This window comes from Mesorhizobium sp. 131-3-5, assembly GCF_016756575.1.
In the GTDB taxonomy this organism is placed as follows: Bacteria; Pseudomonadota; Alphaproteobacteria; order Rhizobiales; family Rhizobiaceae; genus Mesorhizobium; species Mesorhizobium jarvisii.
In genome coordinates this window covers 5,036,144-5,056,541 of record NZ_AP023254.1, presented here as the reverse complement: position 1 = coordinate 5,056,541, position 20,398 = coordinate 5,036,144, and the positions used below count along the sequence as shown (strand labels likewise).

At 64.1% G+C, this 20,398-nt stretch carries 17 protein-coding genes, 3 pseudogenes and 1 riboswitch; of the genes and pseudogenes, 12 read left to right on the top strand and 8 right to left on the bottom strand.

What is annotated here, in order from left to right; all coding sequences use genetic code 11:
* Positions 1-65 precede the first annotated feature (65 nt).
* Complete coding sequence (locus tag JG747_RS24825) at positions 66-497, top strand: antibiotic biosynthesis monooxygenase family protein (RefSeq protein WP_244748214.1); 432 nt, start codon at positions 66-68, stop codon at positions 495-497.
* Positions 498-532: 35 nt separating this feature from the next.
* Here JG747_RS24825 and JG747_RS24820 read toward each other — a convergent pair whose 3' ends face one another.
* Complete coding sequence (locus JG747_RS24820; protein ID WP_038646043.1) at positions 533-1,366, bottom strand: AraC family transcriptional regulator; 834 nt, start codon at positions 1,364-1,366, stop codon at positions 533-535.
* A 216-nt stretch (positions 1,367-1,582) separates the two neighbouring features.
* Between JG747_RS24820 and JG747_RS24815 the strand changes: the two genes are divergently transcribed.
* From JG747_RS24815 to JG747_RS24800, 4 genes are all read left to right on the top strand, one after another.
* Positions 1,583-2,611: a LacI family DNA-binding transcriptional regulator gene (locus tag JG747_RS24815; protein ID WP_038646046.1), complete on the top strand. Its 1,029-nt coding sequence runs from the start codon at positions 1,583-1,585 to the stop codon at positions 2,609-2,611.
* Complete coding sequence (locus tag JG747_RS24810) at positions 2,608-4,125, top strand: sugar ABC transporter ATP-binding protein (RefSeq protein ID WP_202360246.1); 1,518 nt, start codon at positions 2,608-2,610, stop codon at positions 4,123-4,125. Before JG747_RS24815 ends, JG747_RS24810 begins: the two co-directional genes overlap by 4 nt.
* Positions 4,125-5,180, top strand: coding sequence for an ABC transporter permease (locus JG747_RS24805; protein WP_019857445.1), 1,056 nt, complete (start codon positions 4,125-4,127; stop codon positions 5,178-5,180). The genes JG747_RS24810 and JG747_RS24805 overlap by 1 nt, the downstream gene beginning before the upstream one ends.
* Before the next feature lie 69 nt (positions 5,181-5,249).
* The gene (locus tag JG747_RS24800) at positions 5,250-6,239 is read left to right on the top strand and encodes a substrate-binding domain-containing protein (protein ID WP_038646057.1); all 990 of its coding nucleotides are present in this window, start codon (positions 5,250-5,252) and stop codon (positions 6,237-6,239) included.
* Positions 6,240-6,366: 127 nt separating this feature from the next.
* Here JG747_RS24800 and JG747_RS24795 read toward each other — a convergent pair whose 3' ends face one another.
* On the bottom strand, positions 6,367-7,326 hold the full coding sequence (locus JG747_RS24795; protein WP_038646060.1) for a DMT family transporter: 960 nt from the start codon (positions 7,324-7,326) through the stop codon (positions 6,367-6,369).
* 320 nt (positions 7,327-7,646) lie between these two features.
* Between JG747_RS24795 and JG747_RS24790 the strand changes: the two genes are divergently transcribed.
* From JG747_RS24790 to JG747_RS24770, 4 genes and pseudogenes are all read left to right on the top strand, one after another.
* Positions 7,647-8,261: a class I SAM-dependent methyltransferase gene (locus JG747_RS24790; protein ID WP_240564730.1), complete on the top strand. Its 615-nt coding sequence runs from the start codon at positions 7,647-7,649 to the stop codon at positions 8,259-8,261.
* 211 nt (positions 8,262-8,472) lie between these two features.
* Positions 8,473-8,678: riboswitch (cobalamin riboswitch) on the top strand.
* A 91-nt stretch (positions 8,679-8,769) separates the two neighbouring features.
* Entirely contained in the window at positions 8,770-9,168 is a 399-nt protein-coding gene (locus JG747_RS24785; protein ID WP_038652494.1) for a DUF1636 family protein, read from the top strand.
* Positions 9,169-9,269: 101 nt separating this feature from the next.
* Positions 9,270-9,716: pseudogene (locus JG747_RS24775) on the top strand (ABC transporter substrate-binding protein); the annotation flags it as partial.
* On the top strand, positions 9,716-10,765 hold the full coding sequence (locus JG747_RS24770) for a FecCD family ABC transporter permease (protein ID WP_202360245.1): 1,050 nt from the start codon (positions 9,716-9,718) through the stop codon (positions 10,763-10,765). The pseudogene JG747_RS24775 and the gene JG747_RS24770, both read left to right, overlap by 1 nt.
* A 19-nt stretch (positions 10,766-10,784) precedes the next feature.
* Here the strand turns inward: JG747_RS24770 and JG747_RS24765 are convergent, their stop codons facing one another.
* The 6 genes and pseudogenes from JG747_RS24765 to JG747_RS24740 all read right to left on the bottom strand — a co-directional run bounded on the left by JG747_RS24765 (position 10,785) and on the right by JG747_RS24740 (position 16,638).
* A complete protein-coding gene (locus tag JG747_RS24765) occupies positions 10,785-11,720 on the bottom strand; it encodes a phosphatidate cytidylyltransferase (RefSeq protein WP_019857453.1) in 936 nt (311 codons plus the stop codon).
* A complete protein-coding gene (locus JG747_RS24760) occupies positions 11,720-12,382 on the bottom strand; it encodes a lysophospholipid acyltransferase family protein (protein WP_202360244.1) in 663 nt (220 codons plus the stop codon). The genes JG747_RS24765 and JG747_RS24760 overlap by 1 nt, the downstream gene beginning before the upstream one ends.
* On the bottom strand, positions 12,379-12,822 hold the full coding sequence (locus JG747_RS24755; protein ID WP_202360243.1) for a hypothetical protein: 444 nt from the start codon (positions 12,820-12,822) through the stop codon (positions 12,379-12,381). Before JG747_RS24755 ends, JG747_RS24760 begins: the two co-directional genes overlap by 4 nt.
* A pseudogene (locus tag JG747_RS24750) lies at positions 12,819-14,160 on the bottom strand (phosphatase PAP2/dual specificity phosphatase family protein). Before JG747_RS24750 ends, JG747_RS24755 begins: the two are co-directional and overlap by 4 nt.
* Before the next feature lie 13 nt (positions 14,161-14,173).
* Positions 14,174-15,955 (bottom strand): annotated as a pseudogene (locus JG747_RS24745) (bifunctional alpha/beta hydrolase/class I SAM-dependent methyltransferase).
* 38 nt (positions 15,956-15,993) lie between these two features.
* Positions 15,994-16,638, bottom strand: coding sequence for a CDP-alcohol phosphatidyltransferase family protein (locus JG747_RS24740; protein ID WP_223217748.1), 645 nt, complete (start codon positions 16,636-16,638; stop codon positions 15,994-15,996).
* Between the two features lie 182 nt (positions 16,639-16,820).
* Between JG747_RS24740 and JG747_RS24735 the strand changes: the two genes are divergently transcribed.
* From JG747_RS24735 to JG747_RS24725, 3 genes are all read left to right on the top strand, one after another.
* Complete coding sequence (locus JG747_RS24735; protein WP_019857459.1) at positions 16,821-17,294, top strand: MarR family winged helix-turn-helix transcriptional regulator; 474 nt, start codon at positions 16,821-16,823, stop codon at positions 17,292-17,294.
* On the top strand, positions 17,291-18,469 hold the full coding sequence (locus tag JG747_RS24730; RefSeq protein ID WP_064984846.1) for an HlyD family secretion protein: 1,179 nt from the start codon (positions 17,291-17,293) through the stop codon (positions 18,467-18,469). The genes JG747_RS24735 and JG747_RS24730 overlap by 4 nt, the downstream gene beginning before the upstream one ends.
* A 310-nt stretch (positions 18,470-18,779) precedes the next feature.
* Positions 18,780-20,315: a DHA2 family efflux MFS transporter permease subunit gene (locus JG747_RS24725; protein ID WP_038646099.1), complete on the top strand. Its 1,536-nt coding sequence runs from the start codon at positions 18,780-18,782 to the stop codon at positions 20,313-20,315.
* Positions 20,316-20,398: the final 83 nt, after the last annotated feature.

Sequence of the window (20,398 nt, the reverse complement as noted above, 5' to 3'; positions counted from 1 at the left end):
GGCGTTCGGGGTCTTCGCTGATCGGCGTTCCTTCGTTTGCCTGGCGCCAACGAAGGAGAAGCAAAATGCCCATCATTCGCGCCGACACCGGCGTCATCAGCCAGATCAATGTCTTCACCGTGCCTGAAGGCGGACAGCAGGCGCTGATCGACTTGCTGCGGGAGACGGCAATGAGTTGCCGAGGCATTCCCGGCTGGATGTCCGCCAGCCTGCACCGAAGTCTCGACGGCACGCGGGTCGTCAACTACGCCCAGGCGCGGGATCAGGCGGCCATGCAGCGGGTCTTCGAGCATCTGCGTAGAACGGTTTTCTCGACCGCAACCGGGCCTTGGGTCAGGCTCATCCCGGCCTCTACGAGGTCGCTCTCACCGTGGAGTAGGCGAAGCGGCGGATCGTACCTTGGCCCATGCCAAGGTAAGATCTGCTCGATACCAGAGCAATTCCAGGAAAAGTGTGAAGCGGTTTTCCGTCCGGAATTGCTCCAAAACAAGAGTTAGAGCGGTTCGCCGTTTCCGTGAAACGGTGAAACGCTTTAGGACTTGACCGGTATCCAGATCTCCAACCCGCCATTGCCGCTGCGCGGATCGAACTCCGAGCCATAGCGTTCGAATTCCGGCGCGTCCGCTATCTCGTGCCCGGAGGCCGGCAGCCATTTGTTCCAGATCGTGTTGACGGTGCGGCGGATGGTCGAAATGTGCTCGCGATGCGAAAACACCGCATATTTCTGCGCCGGTATGCGCACGCGGCTGAATTCCCTGGGAAGGTCGGAAAAGTCTGTGACCTCGACACCGGCGATGTAGTCGAAATTGCCGGCATCGTCGCCGTTGACGCAGACGCCATAGGCGACGTCACCGGTCTCGCCCGGAATGTTGCCGATATAGGGGCCGAAGCGCTGCCATTGCATGGGAATGGCGGCGCTGGTCTCGCAGCTGTAGCGTTCGCCCAGCCCCGCGATCAGGAACGGCCGGCTGGTCTCGAAGCGCGGTGGCTCGAGCTTGGCAAGAAAGGACTGGTCCATCAGGATCGGCTCCACGAGGTCGAGGGTCTTGGTCGAGCCTTGCGCGCGCACCAGCTCCGGCGTCGTGCCGAACTGGTCGCGGAAGGCCCGGGTGAAGGCCTCATGCGAGTTGTAGCCGGCATCGAGCGCCACCGAGAGGATGTCGGGCGCCCCGTCGGCCAGCCTGCGCGCCGCCTCGGTCAAGCGCCGTGCGCGCGCATAACCCATGACGGAGCGGCCGGTGGCGGCGCCGAAGGCGCGCGTCACATGAAAGCGCGAGACGCCGCTGCTTGCCGCGACATCGTCGAGCGAGATCGCCTCCGGCAGATGGCTCTCGACAAACCACAGCGCTTTCTCGGTCGGGTTCATGGCTTCTCGCATTTGGCCGGACCATCTTGCCGCTTTCTTGCGTGGCAATTTGATCGAAATTGCGCAGCGCGCGAATTTGGTCGAACAAAGTCATCGAATCGATTGCGCAAACGTTTCGATGACATTATGGTCCATCGAAATCCGCCAAAGCCAATGAGAGCGGACTGGAACGCATCATCAGGGAGGAGCGCTTGCCAGCACTCCATTTGAGTCGCCATGCCGACAATGGCTGAGGTCGCGCGCCGCGCCGGCGTATCGGTTTCGACCGTCTCGCATGTCATCAACCGCACCCGCTTCGTCTCGCCGGAGAAGGCCCGGCTCATCAACGACGCAATCGCCGCGATGGGCTACCAGCCCAACGAGCTGGCACGGTCGCTGAAAGTCGCCTCGACCAACAGCGTCGGCCTGGCGATCTCGGCGATTTCCAACCCTTATTTCACCGATATCATCTGTGCGGTGGAGGCCGAATGCGCGCGCCTCGGCCTCATGGTCTTCCTCTCCGACACGCAGGAGGACCCCGACCGCGAGCTTTCGGTGGTGCGCGCCTTCCACCAGCGTCGCGTCGACGGCGTAATCCTGGCGCCGTCGGGCGCGCCGCAGCGCGCCATCGATTACCTGGCCGAGAAGAAGCTGCCCTGCGTGCTCATCGATCGTTTCGCCGACGAGCGTTTCGACCAGATCGGTGTCGAGAACCAGTCATCGATGCGCGCGCTGATCGATCATGTCGCCGCCTTCGGCCACAAGCGCATCGGCTACATCGCCGGCCAGCCGGGTCTGGCGACGACCCGCGAACGCGTCGAGGCCTTTCGCGCCTCGCTGGTCGCCAATGGACTTGAATGCCTGCCGCACTATGTCTCGCCGGAGAATGTCGACACGGCGAGCGCGACCGCAGCGACCCATGCGATCCTGTCTCTGCCGTCGCCGCCCACCGCATTGGTCACGGGCAACAACATGACGACCATCGGGGCAGTTCGCGCCATCCGCGAGAGGGGGCTCTCTATCCCCGGCGACCTGTCGCTCGCCGGCTTCGACGACTTCGAATGGGCCGATTGCTTCGAGCCGCGGCTGACACTGGTCGCGCAACCATGCACCGAGATCGGACGGCAGGCGGCCGCCCTGCTGTGCGCTCGCATTGCATCGACCGACCTGGAGCCGCAGGCGGTGCGGCTGCGGGCGGCGCTGCAGGTGCGGGAGTCCTGCGCGAGGCCGGCCCCCCATGAGGTCAGCCCCATGAGGTCGGCATGAGCGCGCCGCTGCTTTCCGTCACCGGTGCGGTCAAGCGCTTCGGCGGCGTCCAGGCGCTGCGCGGCGTCGACTTCGACCTCAAGGCGGGCGAGATCCATGCCTTGCTTGGCGAAAACGGCGCCGGTAAATCGACGCTGATGAACCTGTTGTCGGGCGTCTACACGCCGGACGAGGGCACCATCCACATCGACGGCAAGCCGATCACCTTCAACAACCCGCGCGAGGCGCAGGCGGCCGGCATCGCCACCATCTTCCAGGAACTCGACCTGGTGCCGACACTCGACGTCGCCGCCAACCTTTTCCTTGGCCGCGAGTTGATGCGGCCCGGTGGTTTCCTCGACGTGCCGGCAATGCGCAGCGAGGCGCGCAAGCGTCTCGAAGCCATCGAATTGGCCATCGATCCGGCCAGCATGGTGGCGAACCTGTCGATCGGCCAGCGCCAGGTCGTGGCCATCGTCAAGGCGCTGTCCTACGCCTCGCGCGTGCTGATCATGGACGAGCCGACGGCCGCACTCACGGTAGGTGAGGTCGACAGGCTGTTCGACATCATGCGCAAGCTCGCCGCCAGCGGCGTCGGCATCGTCTACATCTCGCATCGCCTCGAGGAGGTACCGCAGATCGCCGACCGGGTGACGGTCATGCGCGACGGTCGCGTCGCGGGCGTCACCGAGCCGCACGCGCCGCAGGCCGAACTGGTCCGGCTTCTGGTCGGCCGGCCGCTGGATGAGCTTTATCCCGAACGGTCGACGAAGGCCGGCAAGACACTGCTCAGCTTGCGTGATGCCAGCTTCAGGCTCGCCCATGAAAGCGCCGGCTGGCAGCCGCCGAGCGGCGTCTCGCTCGACGTCAAGGCGGGCGAGATCGTCGGGTTGGCCGGCATCATGGGGGCAGGGCGCACCGAACTGCTCAGCGCGCTCTATGGCACCGGCCTGTCCGGCCGTTGGGAAGGCGAGGTTGCTATAAATGGCCGGCCTGTAAGGCTGGATTCGATCAGGGCGGCCCGCGCGGCCGGCATCGCCTTCGTCACCGACGATCGGCGCGGCAGCGGGCTGATGCTCAGAATGGCGGTGGGCCTCAACCTGGTCATGTCGGTGATCCGCCGCATCTCGCCCTTCGGCCTGATGTCGCAGCGCCGCCAGGCGGATGCGGTGAAGCAGTCCTTCGGCCAGTTCGATATCAGGCCGAAGAATCCCGACATCGCCGTCGGCGCGCTGTCCGGCGGCAACCAGCAGAAGGTGGTGCTGGCCAAGGAGATTCTCGGCAATCCCCGGCTGCTGCTGCTCGACGAACCGACCCGCGGCGTCGATGTCGGTGCCAAGGGCGAGATCTACGCGCGGCTGAGGCAGTTGGCGGCGCAGGGGCTCGGCATATTGGTTGCGTCCAGCGAGATGCCGGAGCTCATCGGCCTGTGCGACCGGATCGTGGTGCTGCGCCAAGGGCGCAACGTGGCGGAATTCATCGGCGGCGTCGACGAGCACACGGTGCTTGACGCGGCAAATGGCAGGGAGGCCTGATGTCTGAACAGAAGATTTCGGTGACAGCGAGCCCCGCTGTGCCGGCGGCAGCGCCCAAGCATCGCGATCCGCTCGCCCTTGTGGTGCGCTTCCAGAGCCTGATCGGCCTGGTGGTGGTGGCGATCGGCGGCATCATCTTCTCGCCGCGCCGGCACGGCCAGATCCTGTTCCTCGATCCCGACAACATCGCCAACATCGTGCGCGCCGTGTCGGAAACCGGCATCATCGCCATTGGCATGACCTTCGTCATCATCACCGCCGGCATCGACCTGTCGGTTGGCGCGGTGCTCGGCCTGTCCAGCGTCGTCACCGCGTCGATGATGATCTCGGGTGGATTCGGGCTCATTCCCACCATCCTCGCCGTGCTCGTCATGGGCATCGTCTTCGGCGCCATCCAGGGCACTATCTCCACCCGCTTTCGGCTGGAGCCGTTCATCGTCACGCTTGCTGGCTTGCAGGCGGCGCGCGGCCTGGCGCTGGTCGTCTCGGGCAACCAGTACATCAACATTTCCTATGGCGACGGGCCGGGGCTGGCACCGCCTGTGTTTGCGATCCTCGGAGAGCGGCTGTTCAACAACACCGTGCCGGTCGCCACCATCGTCTTCATCGTCTTTGCCGCGATCGCAACGATCGTGCTCAACACGACGCGCTTCGGCCGCTATGTCTTTGCCGTTGGCGGCAACGAGCGCGCGGCGCGCATTTCCGGCGTGCCCGTTTCGATGGTGAAGATCTCGGTCTATGCCATCACCGGTTTTGCTTCGGCTCTGGCCGGCATCGTGCACGCCGGCCAGTTCAATTTCGGCAGCGCCAATGACGGCATGGGCTACGAACTGACAGCCATCGCCGCCGTGGTCATCGGCGGCACAAGCCTGTTTGGCGGCGCCGGCTCGATGGTCGGCACCGTGGCCGGCACCATCATGCTGGGCGCGCTCGCCAACATCCTGCAGCTCAACAACATCACGCCGGCAATGCAGTTACTCGCGACCGCCGCGATCATCGTGCTGGCGGCAGTGCTTCAATCCCTCGTTCGCCGCCGCGAGGGTTTGGGTCGTTAGGAGGAAGGCGGCAACAAAGTCGAAGTCAACCAAGGTCTGGCCCCCGGCCCGACGAGGAGGAGAGTGAGTATGAAGACCACAAGACAAGGAACGAGGCGCACGCTTCACGCCGTGCTTCTGGCAGGCGCGGGCCTGTGCATTGCGGGATCCGCCCAGGCTGCAGACCCGATGGTCAAGGCCTGCGCCAAGGACGGCCAGTTCATCATCGGCTTTTCGCAGGCCAACAATGCCGAGCCCTATCGTCAGCACGTCAATGACGAGCTGACCGCGGCGGCCAAGACCGTGCCGGGCTTCACGCTGCAGATCGCCGACGGCGCCGGCAACGTCAACACGCAGACCTCGCAGGTCGACAATTTCATCACCCAGAAGGTCGATCTGCTGCTGATCTCGCCCTTCGAGGCGGCACCGCTGACGCCGGCGGTGAAACGCGCCATGGATGCCGGCATCCCGGTCATCGAGCTCGACCGCAAGACGGTCGGCGATCCCGGCAAGGACTACACCGCCTTCATCGGCGGCGACAATTACAAGATCGCGCTCGAGGCCGGCAAATACACCGCCAAGACCTTGCTGCCGGATGGCGGCGAGGCGGCGGTGCTGGAAGGCTTGCCGAGCTCGACGCCGGCGGTTGAGCGGCTGAACGGCTTCAAGGACGGCGTCAAGGAGAATGCCAAGATCCAGGTCGTCGCCGAGCAGGCCGCCGACTGGGTGCCGGACAAAGCCCAGACCGCCTTTGCCGCCATGCTGCAGGCGCATCCCGACATCAAGGTGCTCTATGCCTCCAACGACATGATGGCGGCCGGCGCGCTGCTTGCCGCCAAGGGAGCTGGCAAGGACGTCAAGATCATCGGCACCGACGGCCTGCCCGGACCGGCCGGCGGCATCGAGGCCGTCGCAAAAGGCGACTGGGCGGCGACCTTCACCTATCCGACGGGCGCCAAGGAAGCGATCGAGATGTCGAAGAAGATCCTGCTCGACTGCGCGACTTCGGTGGAACCAACGGTGACGGTGGAAACGACCGCGATCACGGCGGAGAACGCCAAGCAACTGATGGGGAAGTGAGGGCCGGAGAGCCCGGCACTGAACTTGATGCGCAAGGCCCCGGAAGGGGCCTTGTTCGTTTTGGGGGGGCCTGCCGAAGAATGGCAACTTCATGGCGCACTTCGGTCATTCGCGCGGCTATAGATTTCTACGCCACGCGTGGTTGAGCTGGCCTGGGTTTGACCACGGTGGCGAGTATGATGCCGGCGACAATGAAGGCCGCACCGACCAGATCGTAATCGTGCAATTCCTCGCCGAGCAGCAGATAAGCAAGCATGGCGACGAACACCGTCTGCAGGTAGAGCAGCATGCTCGCCCGACTCGCGCCGAGTGTTTCCACGCTCTTGTTGTAGAGATAGTACATCAAGGCGCCGCCGGGTCCTGCCAGATAGGCGAGCGCGAGAATGCTGTGGACGTCCATGGCGGAGCGTGCGTCGTTGAACAATTCCCACAAATGGAAAGGCAACGCGACCAGCGCACCGGCGCCGAGCAGCAGCACGACCATCGGCAGGAGTTCGATGCCGAATTTGGCACGGCGCAAAAGCACGGTGTAGAGGCCCCAGCAGAACGCGCTGCCGACGATCCACAACTCGCCGGCGTTGAACTCGAGTTGCAGCAGCGCCGTCAGGTTACCGTGGGCAACGATGAAAATCATTCCGGCGAGCGCAACCAGCGCGCCAAGCGACTTCCACAGTCCGAGCGGTTCGCCAAGCACGAAACGCGCGAGCACCATCGTCATGACAGGCGAAAGCGCCATGATGATGCCGGCCGTGGTGGCGTTGGTGTCGTTGAGGCCATGGTAGATCATACCCTGGCATAGGGTGAGGCCGATCGCCCCCACGGCGACGACCTCCAAGGCGCGAGTTCGCAAAAGCCCAATCATGGCGTCGTGATGACGGTGCACAATCGGCAGTAGGATGGCGCAGGCAAGCGTCAGCCGCCAAAAGCAGAGGCCCCAGGGCGGCATTTCAGGCGCCACCCATTTGGCCGCGATATAGACACCAGCCGAAAGCAGCCAGCACAGGATGGCGGCCGGATAGCCGGTCAAGGAGGATATGGGCCCGACCGCGGGTTGCGCGGCTTGATGCGCTATCGGCATTGCCTGCATGTCATGTCCTCCCCTTCGATGACGTCTGCCGACGGGGTAACATAGCCTGCGTCGTTGGGTCGTGCATCCGTTTTGAAGGGTGAGGTCGCGTACGCTTTTACTTTGGTATCGGGAGGTCGCGTGTCAGCTTTTCGCGTTGCATAGCCTGGCAGTGGCGGTTGGCAGTCGACCCAAATGTGACATTTAGTTCTGGTCGCGCTCCTGCCAGGATTTGGCATCCCGCCCCAACCGCTTACCTTGCGTTCAACTCCGCCATATAAGCATTCGAAATCCCGGGGGCGCCGCGAATGCTAGACAACTACAACCTCGACCGCTTCGGCGTGATCCACCAGATCGACGCCACGCCGATCACATACGACAAGCAATACATTTCCTATTACGAGGATCTGAGCGACCGGACCATCAAGCTCGGCTATCAGCGGCTTGGCTGGGTGCTGGGGATCACCGGTGAGATACCGCGGTCCGTGTTGGAGATTGGCTATGGCACCGGCACCTTCATTGAGGCCGCCAAGATTACCGGGGTTGCCGACTGTGCCGGCTGCGACATCACCAAATTTCCGCTGCCCGAGGGCGTCCGCTTTGTCGATTGGGACGAGGCGCTCGCCGGCTCGTGGGATCTCGTCGCCATGTTCGACGTGCTCGAGCACATTCCGGATCTGGGTTTCCTCGCCCGCCTTCAGACCCGCCACCTGGCCATCGCCGTCCCTTACTGCCGCTGGCGTGAACTCGGCGCCGATGGCGATGCATGGTTCCGGACGTGGCGCATGCGTCTGCCCAACGAGCACCTGCACCATTTCGACCGTGACTCGCTGGTGGCGCTTCTCGCGCACTACGGCTTCGAATGCGTGACGCTGAATTGCTTTGAAGACGGGATCAGACTGCGGCCAGGCGAAGCGGGTCCAAATATTCTGTCAGGCTTTTTTAGAAAGCTGTAGCGCCGGTTTCCCTCGGCGACCGCGGCCAGGTGTCATGCCTCCTGCCTGGTGACCGCTCGGGCGGCTGAAAACCGAGGTACCGCCGAAGATTTATTGCGCGAGGACAGGGGTTGACATCGTCGAGAAATATCGCTTCAACGTAATGTTATTACATATTCTACGAAGCGCAGCGACATCGCAAAAAACCCATTGCGATGCGATCGATGGAAATCTACGGTGGGTGCGTGATGGTCCCCGCGCCGAAAGGCAAGGGGTGAAAAGGGAACACGGTGAGACCCGCAGAGGTCGAGACCGTGGCTGCCCCCGCAACTGTAAGCGGTGAGCAAGATCCGACGTGCCACTGGCCGGCAAGGCTGGGAAGGCAGGATTGCGCTGAGACCCGCGAGCCAGGAGACCTGCCATCACCGAGTTGACCGGACGGGGTGTGCCGGGAGGAGACGTGGACGTCGGTCTTGTCGTCCGGCTCGCCAGCATCCTTCCGTCGCTAGTTTTGGAAAGTGACGGAAAGTTGGACGGCGCCATCGATCATCGCATCATCGTGTGCACGCTTTGCCGTGACATCCCGACCGGCATCAGGTCGGGCGAAAGCCTGTGTGCCGATCTGCGCTCCCGGCTCGCGGCCTGCCAGGAACCCACTGTGGCGCATGGCTTCACGATCGAAGGCGTCGAATGCATGGCGGGCTGTGCGCGGCCGCTGACCGTGGCCTTCCAGGCGCCAGGCAAGGCTTCCTATCTCTTCGGCTCCATCGACGCCGAGGCCGACGCCGGCGATCTCGTGCGATTTGCCAGGCTTTACGCCTCGCTCGCCGACGGCTGGTGCAATTCCGGACAGCGTCCGCCGCGGCTGGCGGGCAAGACGCTGGCTCGTATTCCCGGACCGGCCAAGTTTGAGGGCAACAGCCGATGACAACGCCGCTTCTCGAAGCCCGCGAACTCTGCGCGACGGCGAATGGCCGCGACCTGGTCCACGCCGTCAGCCTGTCGGTGGCCACAGGCGATCGCCTTGCCGAAGCCAAAAAACTTGTTGCCGGCTGGAAGGCGCAGCTCGCTGATATCACTGCCAAGGTCGGCGGCGCAAAGGGGACGCGGGTGTTCCTTTATGATTCAGGTGAGGACAAGCCGTTCACCGCCGGAAAATTCGCCATTCCGAGCGCCATGATCACGGCGGCGGGCGGCGACAACATCATGGCCGACATGGACACCAGCTGGGGCAACACGGATTGGGAAACCGTGGCGTCGCGCAATCCGCAATTCCTCATCCTGCTCGATTACCAGGATGGCGGCGGCTACAAGAAACTGCTCGACTTCCTCAAGGCGCACCCGGCGATGAAGGAGACGGACGCGGTCAAGAACGAGCGCTTCGTGGCGCTCCGCTATGCCGAACTGACGCCCGGCCCGGCAAACATCGAGGCGATCGGCAAGATCGCCAAGGCGATGCATCCGGAAGCGTTCTGATGCTTCTTGCCCCTGGGCATAAATCCGGAGCGCTTTCAGGGCACAAGGCGTTCGCGCTGGCGATAGTGGCGGGCACGGTAGCGGTCGTCGCCCTCGTGCTGCTGTCGATCGCCTATGGTTCGACACTGATCCCGCTGACCGACGTCATCGCCTCGCTTGGCCATGCCGTCGGATTGAACGAGCACCAGGTGTCTGGCCCGGTCGGCAAGATCGTCGTCGATCTCAGGCTGCCGCGCACGATCCTGGCGGTCTGTGTCGGCGGCGGCCTCGGCATAACAGGCGCCTTGCTGCAGACGGTGACCCGCAACGATCTTGCCGATCCCTTCCTGTTCGGCCTGTCGTCGGGGGCGGCGGCCGGTGCTGTTTCCGTCATAACCGTCTTTGGTGACAGTTTTGGCATCTGGACCTTGCCGGTCGCGGCCTTCACCGGCGGCATACTGGCCGCCTGCATCGTCCTGCTGCTGGTCGCGCGGGTGCGGGGTCAGGGGCCGGAACGGCTGATCCTCGCCGGCCTTGCCGTTTCCTTCCTGTTCACGGCCTTGACCAACTATCTGGTTTTTGCCGGCGACCAGCGCGCCGCCCATTCGGTGCTGTTCTGGACGATGGGTGGGCTCGGGCTGGCGCGCTGGGACAATGTCTGGCTGGGCGCATTGGGCGCCGGCACGATCGCGGCCTACGGGCTGTGGAACCATCGCAGGCTGGACGCCTTCCTGGCGGGTGAAAGTGCCGCCGAAAGCCTTGGCGTGCCGGTGGCGCGGATGTGCAGGACGACGTTTCTCGTTGCCGCCTTTTCGACGGCAATTCTCGTCTCGGTCGCCGGCGTCATCGGCTTTGTCGGGCTTATGATCCCGCATTTGTCGCGGCCGCTGGCCGGTCCCTTGCATCTGCGGCTGATCGCCAGCTGTGCGCTGTTCGGGGCGGTGCTGTTGCTGGCAAGCGATCTTCTGGCGCGAACCCTGCTGCCGCCGCAGGAACTGCCGATCGGCATCATCACCAGTTCGCTCGGCGCCTTCTTCGTCGTCACGCTGGTCGTGCGAAACCGGCTCTGACGGCTCAGAGCTTGCCGTCTCAGACTGTCCAGAAGTAGCGCACGATGTGAAAGAAGATCGGGGCAGCGAAGACCAGGCTGTCGGTACGGTCCATCATGCCACCATGGCCTTCGATGAGATGGCCCCAATCCTTGACACCCTGGTCGCGCTTGATGGCCGAGGCGACCAGCCCACCCAGAAACCCCATCGAACAGACGACGAAGGCGACACACGCCGCCTGCAGGGGCGTGAATGGCGTCACGAACGACAGCAGAGCGCCGAGCAGGCTCGCCGATACCACTCCGCCGATCAGGCCCTCCCAGGTTTTCGACGGCGATACGGTCGGCGAAAACCGGTGTTTTCCGAACAGCTTGCCGAAGATGTATTGCAGCACGTCGCTGCCTTGCACGACGATGATCAGGAAGGCGATCAGCAGCAAATTGCGGCCTTCGAAGCCCGGCACGTCGAGCGTCAGCAGTGCTGGAACATGGCTGACGCAATAGACGGAGATCATCACCGCCCATTGCTGCGCGGCGATCCGCTCGAGAAAGCGTTCGGTGTCGCCATGCAACGCAGTGATGGCCGGCATCAGCAGGAAGCAGTAGACCGGAATGAAGATGACGAAGAGCCCGTACCAGGCGGTCCAGACCAGCCAGTACTGAAACGGGATGATGATGCCGAACATGCCGAGCAGCACCCAATGGTCGCTCCGGCTCGTGTGCGTCAGCGTCACGAATTCGCGCAGCGAGGCGAAGGAAATCAGCGCGAACAGGATGGTCAGGCCGTACCGGCCGAAGAAGAAGGCGACCGTCATCAGCGCGACCATCACCCACCAGGCATTGATGCGTTGGGTGAGATTGACCAGAGTCGAACTGAGTGGTTTCGGCGCCCGTGCCGAAAGTATAGCGGCCACGATGCTGGCGGTCGTCAGCACCGCCAGCAGGCCGATGATCAGGATCGAGATGTCGTGGCGCATCAATCGTCTCGTTCGGGACGCGGGTTGAGCGCCAGAAGCGTGGCGTGGGCTCGGTCGAGAAAGGCGCGCCGCTCTTCGCCGGGGGCCACCGCCACCGGCGCGCCGAAGACGACGCGGCACAAAAGCGGGACCGGCAGGAACTGGCCCTTGGGCAATACGCGCGACATGTTCTCGATCCAGCACGGGATCAGCTCGACCTGAGGCCGTGCCATCGACAAATTGTAGAGCCCGGAGCGGAAAGGCAGCAGCGGCTCATCCGTCATGTTGCGGGTGCCTTCGGGAAACAGGATCAGCGAGTGTCCCTGGTCGAGAACCGACAGCATGATCTCGATCGGGTTTTCTTCGGGCTTCGTCCATTGCCGGCTGATGAGCACGGATGACAGCATGTCTTCTGCGATGAAGCGGCGCAGCCGCGATTTTCCCCAATATTCGCCGGCAGCCACGGCATGGGTGATCGCGCGCTCCTTTTCGTTGAGGCACGCCGACAAAAGGATGAAGTCGCCATGGCTCGTGTGATTGGCGAAATAGATGCGCTGCTTGTCCGACGGCAGACTGCCATTCCAGATCGGACGCACGCCGGTTACCGCCCAGGCCAGCGCCGAGAGGCCGACGGAGGTCACAGTCTGCAGCAGGGTGAAGGTCGTGAGCGAGAGCTTGTTCATCGCGGCGCCCAAAATCCGGCCGCCAGAAGCATCGCGACGAACAGGCCAAGGGCTATGCGTTGGCTGGTCAGCAGCCGGCGCGTGCCGGCCATGCGTTCGTCGAGCGAACGTGGGGAAGGTGGCAGCAGCTTCAGGCGCATGCGCGCCAGCATGTCGTCCACCGCGGCGCCGGCGGAAGACATGTCGTCATGGCTGGCCATCAGCCGGAACAGCAGCGCGTCGAATGCCAGCAGCGCCGACAGCGCCAGCACGGCAACCGCGCTGACGGCAGCGAGCGACAGCGCCACGGCGGCGGGCAAGGTCTCGAAGGCGCCGCGCGCCCGGGCGGCCAAGGGCGCCAGCATGTTTGCGGCCAGAACGATTGCGGCCGGCCACGCGGCCTGCCGCATCAGCATGCCGGCGAAGCGATCGGTGCTTTGCTGATAGGCATTGCCGGTCATGATGCCGCCCGCTCCGTTGCCTCGACAAGATGAACAGGCCGGCCGGCGGCGCTCAGCATCTCGCGAGCCCGGGCCGGCGTCCTGGCTCTGCCGGTCACCACCAGCCATTCGGCGACGACGCTGGCGCTGCGCTGGAAACCGAGCGCGCAGCAGACAAGCACCGTGCCGTCGCGGCGCGCTTTCTCCAGCGCGCCGGCTGCCTGTTGCTGCACCATCAACGGCGGCGGCAACAGGTCGACCATCGGAAAGGCGATCCAGCGGCAAGTCGCTCCCGCCGGCCTCTCAAGTTCGGCGGCGAGGTCGATGACCGTGCCGAAGCCGTTGGCCTCGCTTGCGGTGGGAAAACGCCCGAGAAAGACGCTGTCGGCAACCGCCACCTGCGGAGCAAGATTTCGCGTCCAGGCCCATATGTTTGTCCTGGCGCCAAGACGGTACGGCAGGAGCAGGAGGCGGCATGCAAGCGTGATGCTGCCATCCGCGGATTTCTGGAACACTTTCGAACCGGCCCCGGCATAGGCAAGCGCGACGATGGCCAGCGCCAAGGCTGGCCAAAGCAGGAAGAGCGCGACGGCTGAAAAGAACGCGCCGAACGCGGCGGCGGCCAGCGCAAGGACGGCGCCCAGTGCATAGAACAGTGCCAGCCGGCGGGCTTTCGCATCGCTGGTCGGCAGGGCACCTGAAAACGGCAATTCGCCGTTGCGCGGAAACAGCCAGAGCGCGAAAAAACCGAGCAGCGCGCCGGTCGGGATGTCGATGAAATGATGCTGCCAGGTCGTCAGCACCGAGGCGCCGATCAGGAAGCACCAGCCGTGCCAGAGCGGCAGGAGAAGGCGACCGAGGCGGTGGCGCCAATGGTCCCAGATGATCACCAGCAGGGCGATGTGCAGCGAGGGCGCCTGGTTGAACGGTTTGTCGAAGCCGCCAAGCACGGCAAACATGAAGCCCGGCAGGCCGGTCGTTTCCGGCCGCACGAACGTCGCGGTCAGCGGGAACAGGATGAAGCAGGTGACGGCGACGAGTTGCGCTGTGAGATAGCGGCCGGCCAGGCGGTCGACCCCTTGCCGGTTGTCGTTAAGCAGCAGCGACAGGCCGTAGAACAGGTTGATCGACCAGTAGGGCACGATGGTCCAGGCGACGAAACGGGATGCTGTGTTCCCAGGAGAACACGATGCTGCCGACGTCGTCGCGCCGCGACGCCAGCCAGTTGGCCAAGCCATAGGTCAGGTAGAAGAACGGCGCCAGGAACGCCAGCCACAATGCGGCCCTGACGATCACACGGCCATAGGGTTCGGCGGCGACGATGGCTGCGGATTGCGAAGCTTCAGGGTCAGTCGGCATGCCTCGGCGGGTCCTACAGGCGTCGTGCGACCGAGACGGTGAAGATGCCCCATTGGTCGATGCGTTGATCGAGCTTCTCGAAACCGGCGGCTTCGACGAGCTGGTCCATCTCACCTTGCGTGCGCCGGCGCATGACCCATGCCTGGCCGCCGCGATGGGACGTCAGGCTGCGCGCGATCATCTCGAGCTGCGGATGCCAGGGCTGGTTGGTGTAGATGAGCAGACTGCCCGGCTGCATGGCGCGGGCCAGTCCGCCAAGCGAGCGGGCGATCATCGCATTGTCCGAGAACAGTTCGTAGAGGCCGGAAACGATGGCGAGGTCCGGCGCCGGATCGATAGCGGCGAGCATGTCGGCATCGAAAGCGTCGGCGCGCCGGAACGAGACGCTGGCCGGCAATTGCCGCTCGGCGATCAGCTTGCGGCCAAGCCCGACATTGAGGTCGGAATAATCCTGCAGGCGCACGCTTGCCGGCTGATCGGGGCTCTTGACGATCGCATCGAGAACATAGCGACCGTGGCCGGCGGCGATGTCGAGAATGTGGGCGGCGCGGCCGGCGGCCTTGAGTGTCGATAGCGCGGTGCCGATCAGTTCTTCCACATGCAGCTTGCGCTGGCGGATGCCGCGCCAGCCTATGGCCTCCAGGAAGATGCGGTCCACGAAGCGGCCAAGCGGCGTCAGCCCTCGTGCCTCGTTTTCTTAGACATAGTCCAGCGTCGAGCCGGAATCGAAGCCGGTGGTGACACCGGCCTTCATGCCCGACGAAGCCCAGGCGCCCATGCGGATGGAGGCGCGGCTGAATGCCCAATAAAGGCCCCTGGGCGACAACAGATCCAGTGGCGAGGCAAGCCGGTCGGCCTCATCGCGCGTGTATCCGGCAATATCCGCCTGCTTGAGGTCAACGGGCGCGTCCGGCGTCGTGAACTGCCTGGTCAGGAACGGCCGGATCAGGTCGAGGGCCTGTGCCCGGTCGCGCTCGCCCAGCGTGTCGTGGAAGAAGCCCGGCAACACGTGGCGTTCCTTGGTCCGGCTGCCGAGATTGACGAAGAATTCGTGCTGCGGGGCGTGGCGCACCACCCAGTCGCTTCCCGAAAGCAGAAGTTGCGTCGGCACGGTCATGGCGCGGGCGTCCGAAACGATGCGAGCGGCGTGCTGGTAGAGTTCGACCAGGATGTTGGAGGCGATCGGCCGCGTGATCAGCGGGTCGCTCTCGAAGGTAGCGATGCGCACGGGATCGTGGGTCAGGAATTTCGCCTTGACGTAGGAGTTGACGAAAAAACGGCCCTTGAGCTTCTGCCAGAGCGCGATGCCCTCCTTGGCGAAGGGCACGTAGAGCTTGACCGAAAAGGCCGGCGAGGCCAGCACCATGGCGCGCAGTTTCGGCGCATAGTCGTGCACCCAGGCGGCGGCAAGCACGGCGCCGAAGGACTGCGCGATCAGCGCGATGTCCTGCGTTGCGAAGCCATCCTTGGCGGCGATCTCGCGCATGAAGCAGTCGATGTCGCGCACCAGCGCCGAGAAGGACGGGGCATAGCCGCGTTCACCGGACGAACGGCCATTGCCGCGGGCATCCCAGGCATAGAAGGCATGATCCGGCATCTGCAGTTCGTCGACGAGATGGGCCATGCGGCCGCCATGCTCATGGCCGCGATGGAAGAGCACCACAGCGCCCTCGGCATCAGCGGAGGCCGCCGGCCAGAACCGGTAAAAGATTTCCGTTCCGTCATGGCTGTGGAAGACACGTTCTTGTGCCTGCCGCCCAGGGCTTTCCGCAACCGCTGCAATTGGTCCGTGCATCATCGTCTTCCCCTCTGGCGGCATGGCGAGCCCGGTGCTCAGCTGGCGCTGCCAATAAGACCGGCGCGTATCCGGTTTATGGCGGTCAGCAGCGAAAGCGTTGCCATGGCCGGAAACACAAAAGGCGCGATGGATACCGGCCACAGCCCGGCAGCGCACAGGACCGCCACCACGCTCAGTGCCAGCGCCCTGTCGCTCTTGCCGAACGGACCGGCATAGTTGCGCCCGATCCCGGCGGCGATGCCGAGCACGCCGGCGAACTCGGCCAGCACCGCGGCGATGGCGAAGGCGATGACGCCCCATGCGCTGAACAGCGGAAAGACCGCGAAAGGCAGGGTGAGTGCCAGGTCCGAAACGACATCGCAAATCTCGTTCAGATACATGCCGAGCGTCGAAGCCTGGCCATGTTCGCGTGCCAGCATGCCATCCACCGCATTGAGCGCCATGCGCACGAACAGCACCACGGGAATGAGTAGCAGCAGCCAGCGCCATTCGTGCAGGATCGCGATGGCCGCTCCAGCCACGATCGACATCAGGGCCGCCAGGATGGTGATGCTGTTTGCGGTGACGCCGTTCGCCGCCAGCTGGCTGACCAGCGGCCGCAGTCTTCCCTGGAAAGCCGGCTTGAGCGCGTAAAGCGTCGGCATGGCGTCGATCCCCCGATCCTGACCTGCGCTGTACATGAATATGTCATACGCGACCAGCGGCTGCAGCGCCCAAAACGGCGACTCTCACTGCCCGGCTGCCGCGCATCGGTTGCTGAGGCGTCGACCAATCGTCGACGGTCGGTGTGGGCATGCACATTTGCCGGCTTCTGAACGACACGGTGCTTGAATAGTGAGCACGCTTATTATATATATCGCTCATGGTTTCTGATGGCATCGACAGATTGGGATTTTTGATCCACGACGTGCAGCGCCTGATGCGCAAGCGTTTCGAGACGCGCGCCAGCGGGCTCGGCCTGTCGTCGGCGCAATGGCGCCTGATGGTGCGTGTCGCAAAGGAGGAGGGCGTCACCCAGGCCCGGCTCGCGGAATTGCTCGAAATCGAGCCGATCAGTGTCTCGCGCCTCGTCGACCGGATGGAGGAGGGCGGCTGGATCGAGCGCCGCGCCGACGCTGCCGACCGCCGCGTGCGCATGATCTTCCCGACGGCCAAGGCGAGCGCCGCCTATGCGGAGGTCAAGAGCCTGGCCGGCGAAGTCTATGAGGAATCGCTCGTCGGCGTTTCGCCGGAGGACCGTCGCGTCCTGATCAGGGCGCTCGATGCGATGGCGCAGAATCTCGCCGACGGCGATACCTCGGAAAAAGTCGAGCCTACGAAAGGCGCAGCAGCATGAACGCGGTAGCCAAAGTCGACGAAAACGCCGCCAAGGTGGAGATGGAAGCGCCGGCCCAGCCGGCCGCCGCTCCTGTCGCGGTCGCTCCTCCCGTGCAGCCGGTCCCGGCGCCGAAGAAGAAGCGCCGCATGGGCCGCTTCTTCCTGATGCTTGTCTTGCCGGCGGCGCTGGTTATCGGTGGCGGCTATGTCTGGGTGACCGGCGGCCGCTATCAGGAGACGGAGAACGCCAATCTGCAGCAGGCCAAGGTGTCGATCGCCTCCGACACGGCCGGCCGCATCGTCCAGGTTGCCATAACAGACCATCAGATGGTCAAGCAGGGCGACCTTCTGTTCACCATCGATCCCGAGCCTTACCGGATCGCGCTTGCCCAGGCCGACGCCGCGGTTGCCGCCGCGCGCCTCAATGTCGAGCAGCTGCGCGCCGCCTACAGCCAGTCGATGGCGCAGGAGAAGTCCGCCAGCAGCGAGGTCGACTATGCCCAGTCGCAGTATGACCGCGCCGCCGATCTCGCGCAGAAGGGCATCAACGCCAAATCGTCTCTGGACGAGGCCCGCAACGATCTCGACAAGGCAAAGCAGCAGGTCGCCGTCGCCCAGCAGGGCATCATCAGCGCCAAGGCCGCGCTCGGCGGTAATCCCGATATCGAAACCGACAAGCATCCGACCGTGATGGCCGCGCTCGCCGCGCGCGACAAGGCCGCCTACGACCTGGCGCGGACCACGGTGAAGGCGCCCGCGGATGGCGTCATCTCCCAGGCCTCGTCCTTCAAGGTCGGCCAGTTCGTCGGCTCCGGCACGCCGCTGTTTTCGCTGGTCGAGACCGACGACACCTGGATCGATGCCAATTTCAAGGAAACCCAGCTCACCAACATGAAGCCGGGCCAGAAGGCTGAGATCGTCGTCGATACCTATCCGGGCAAGACCTTCGAGGCGACGGTCAAGGCGATCGGTGCGGGAACGGGCGCAGAATTCTCGCTGCTGCCCGCCCAGAACGCCACCGGCAACTGGGTCAAGGTCACGCAACGCATCCCGGTGCGACTGGAACTGACCGATCCCGACGCCAAGATGGCGCTGCGGACCGGCATGAGCGCCTCGGTCACCGTCGATACCGGCGTTGCCCGCGGCTTTCCCGCCATATTCGGCCACGCCACGGCTGGCGAGGTCGTGCAGTAAGTCGGCGGAAGTCCGCGGCGCCTGGCAGGTGGCAGCGGACAGCCAAGGATTGGTCTGAGGGGAGGAGTGAGAAGGATCAGCGTTTGGTTCAAGCCGCGTCGCGGCCCGGCTGAAATCTGAAATCTTCGACACGGACCCTTCGGTCCTCATGTTTCCGGGCGGCAGGCATCCGCTCATCAGAGACTTTCGGTCGATGTAACCCCCACATCGATAACCGCGTCCCACCGCGATGAAGGTCTCTCAACGGAAGGCTTTGCCGCCCGGAAACCCCTGTGTACACGTTTTTGTTACCGGCTGGAAGTTCCGCATCATGAGCACGCCAGAACCATTTCGAGAAGTGCCGCATCGCGGCCTGATCACGGTTGCGCTCATGCTGGCGACGATCATGCAGGCGCTCGACACCACCATCGCCAATGTCGCCCTGCCGACCATGACGGGCGACCTCGGCGCTTCCCCGGACAACATCAACTGGGTGCTGACCTCCTATATCGTCGCCGCCGCCATCATGACGCCGGTCACCGGCTGGCTCGCCGACCGCTTCGGCCGCAAGGAATTGTTCCTGACGGCGGTGGTCGGCTTCACCATCTTCTCCATGCTGTGCGGCCTGGCATGGAGCCTTGAAACCATTGTGCTGTTCCGGCTGCTGCAAGGCGTGTTCGGCGCCGCCATCGTGCCGCTGTCGCAGACATTCCTTCTCGACATCAATCCCAAGGAGCGCCACGGCCAGGCCATGGCCATCTGGGGCGCCGGCATCATGCTGGGACCGATCCTGGGGCCGACGCTGGGCGGCTGGCTGACCGAGAATTTCAACTGGCGCTGGGTGTTCTTCATAAATCTGCCGGTCGGCATCGTCGCCTTCCTCGGCATGGCGGCCTATCTGCCGGCCGTTGCCCGGCGGGTGCGCAGCTTCGACTTCTTCGGCTTTGCCATGATATCGCTCGGCGTCGGCGCGCTGCAGCTGATGCTGGATCGCGGCGGCGAAGTGGACTGGTTTTCCTCGGTCGAGATATGGATCGAACTCGGCTTGGCCATCACCGGCTTCTGGGTGTTCATCATTCACACGATGAGCGCGGAGCATCCTTTCATCGATCCGAAGATTTTTCTCGACCAGAATTTCGTGACCGGGCTGGCGTTCATCTTCGTCATGGGTGTGCTCATCCTGGCCTCGATGTCGCTGCTGCCACCGATGCTGTCGACCATCTTCGGCTATCCGACCATCACCATCGGCATCGTCATCGGTCCGCGTGGTATCGGCACGATGATCTCGATGCTCGTCGTCGGGCGGATCATGGGAAAGATCGACGCCAGGATTCTCGTCGTCATCGGTTTTCTGCTGACCGCGCAGTCGCTCTACACCATGGCGAGCTTCACCCCGCAGATGGATAACTGGCTGATCATCAGCTCCGGCGTGATCCAGGGCCTGGGCATGGGAATGGTGTTCGTGCCGCTGTCGACGGTCGCCTTCGCCACGCTTGACGCACGCTACCGCACCGACGCAACCGCGCTCTTCAGCCTGGTGCGCAATCTCGGCTCATCGATAGGCGTCTCGGTCGTGACGGTGCTCTTGGTGCGCAACACGCAAATCAACCACGCCGAGCTTTCGGCCTTCATCAACCCGTTCAATCCCAATCTCTGGGCCGTCTCGCCGGCGGCCGCGGGCGGCGATCCGATGGCGCTGTCGGAGGTCGATCGCATGGTCAATCTCCAGGCGATGATGATCTCCTACGTCAACGACTTCAAAATACTGATGGTGATGACGCTGGCCGCCATTCCGTTCGTCTTCCTGCTGCGCAAGCCAAAGGCTGGTCCGGCCGGCGGCGGCGCACCTGCGGCACATATGGACTGAGCCGGCGGCGGGCGGTCCGCCTGCCGTCAATATGGATTGGGATTGGCGTGCCGGTTGGTGCTGGCGAATAGCCGAAACGGCCC

Excerpts from the sequence above, each read along its gene's own strand:
- JG747_RS24825 (WP_244748214.1), top strand. The coding sequence starts at position 66 with ATGCCCATCATTCGCGCCGACACCGGCGTCATCAGCCAGATCAATGTC.
- JG747_RS24820 (WP_038646043.1), bottom strand. The coding sequence starts at position 1,366 with ATGAACCCGACCGAGAAAGCGCTGTGGTTTGTCGAGAGCCATCTGCCG.
- JG747_RS24815 (WP_038646046.1), top strand. The coding sequence starts at position 1,583 with ATGCCGACAATGGCTGAGGTCGCGCGCCGCGCCGGCGTATCGGTTTCG.
- JG747_RS24810 (WP_202360246.1), top strand. The coding sequence starts at position 2,608 with ATGAGCGCGCCGCTGCTTTCCGTCACCGGTGCGGTCAAGCGCTTCGGC.
- JG747_RS24805 (WP_019857445.1), top strand. The coding sequence starts at position 4,125 with ATGTCTGAACAGAAGATTTCGGTGACAGCGAGCCCCGCTGTGCCGGCG.
- JG747_RS24800 (WP_038646057.1), top strand. The coding sequence starts at position 5,250 with ATGAAGACCACAAGACAAGGAACGAGGCGCACGCTTCACGCCGTGCTT.
- JG747_RS24795 (WP_038646060.1), bottom strand. The coding sequence starts at position 7,326 with ATGCAGGCAATGCCGATAGCGCATCAAGCCGCGCAACCCGCGGTCGGG.
- JG747_RS24770 (WP_202360245.1), top strand. The coding sequence starts at position 9,716 with ATGCTTCTTGCCCCTGGGCATAAATCCGGAGCGCTTTCAGGGCACAAG.
- JG747_RS24765 (WP_019857453.1), bottom strand. The coding sequence starts at position 11,720 with ATGCGCCACGACATCTCGATCCTGATCATCGGCCTGCTGGCGGTGCTG.
- JG747_RS24760 (WP_202360244.1), bottom strand. The coding sequence starts at position 12,382 with ATGAACAAGCTCTCGCTCACGACCTTCACCCTGCTGCAGACTGTGACC.
- JG747_RS24755 (WP_202360243.1), bottom strand. The coding sequence starts at position 12,822 with ATGACCGGCAATGCCTATCAGCAAAGCACCGATCGCTTCGCCGGCATG.
- JG747_RS24740 (WP_223217748.1), bottom strand. The coding sequence starts at position 16,638 with ATGTACAGCGCAGGTCAGGATCGGGGGATCGACGCCATGCCGACGCTT.
- JG747_RS24735 (WP_019857459.1), top strand. The coding sequence starts at position 16,821 with ATGGTTTCTGATGGCATCGACAGATTGGGATTTTTGATCCACGACGTG.
- JG747_RS24730 (WP_064984846.1), top strand. The coding sequence starts at position 17,291 with ATGAACGCGGTAGCCAAAGTCGACGAAAACGCCGCCAAGGTGGAGATG.
- JG747_RS24725 (WP_038646099.1), top strand. The coding sequence starts at position 18,780 with ATGAGCACGCCAGAACCATTTCGAGAAGTGCCGCATCGCGGCCTGATC.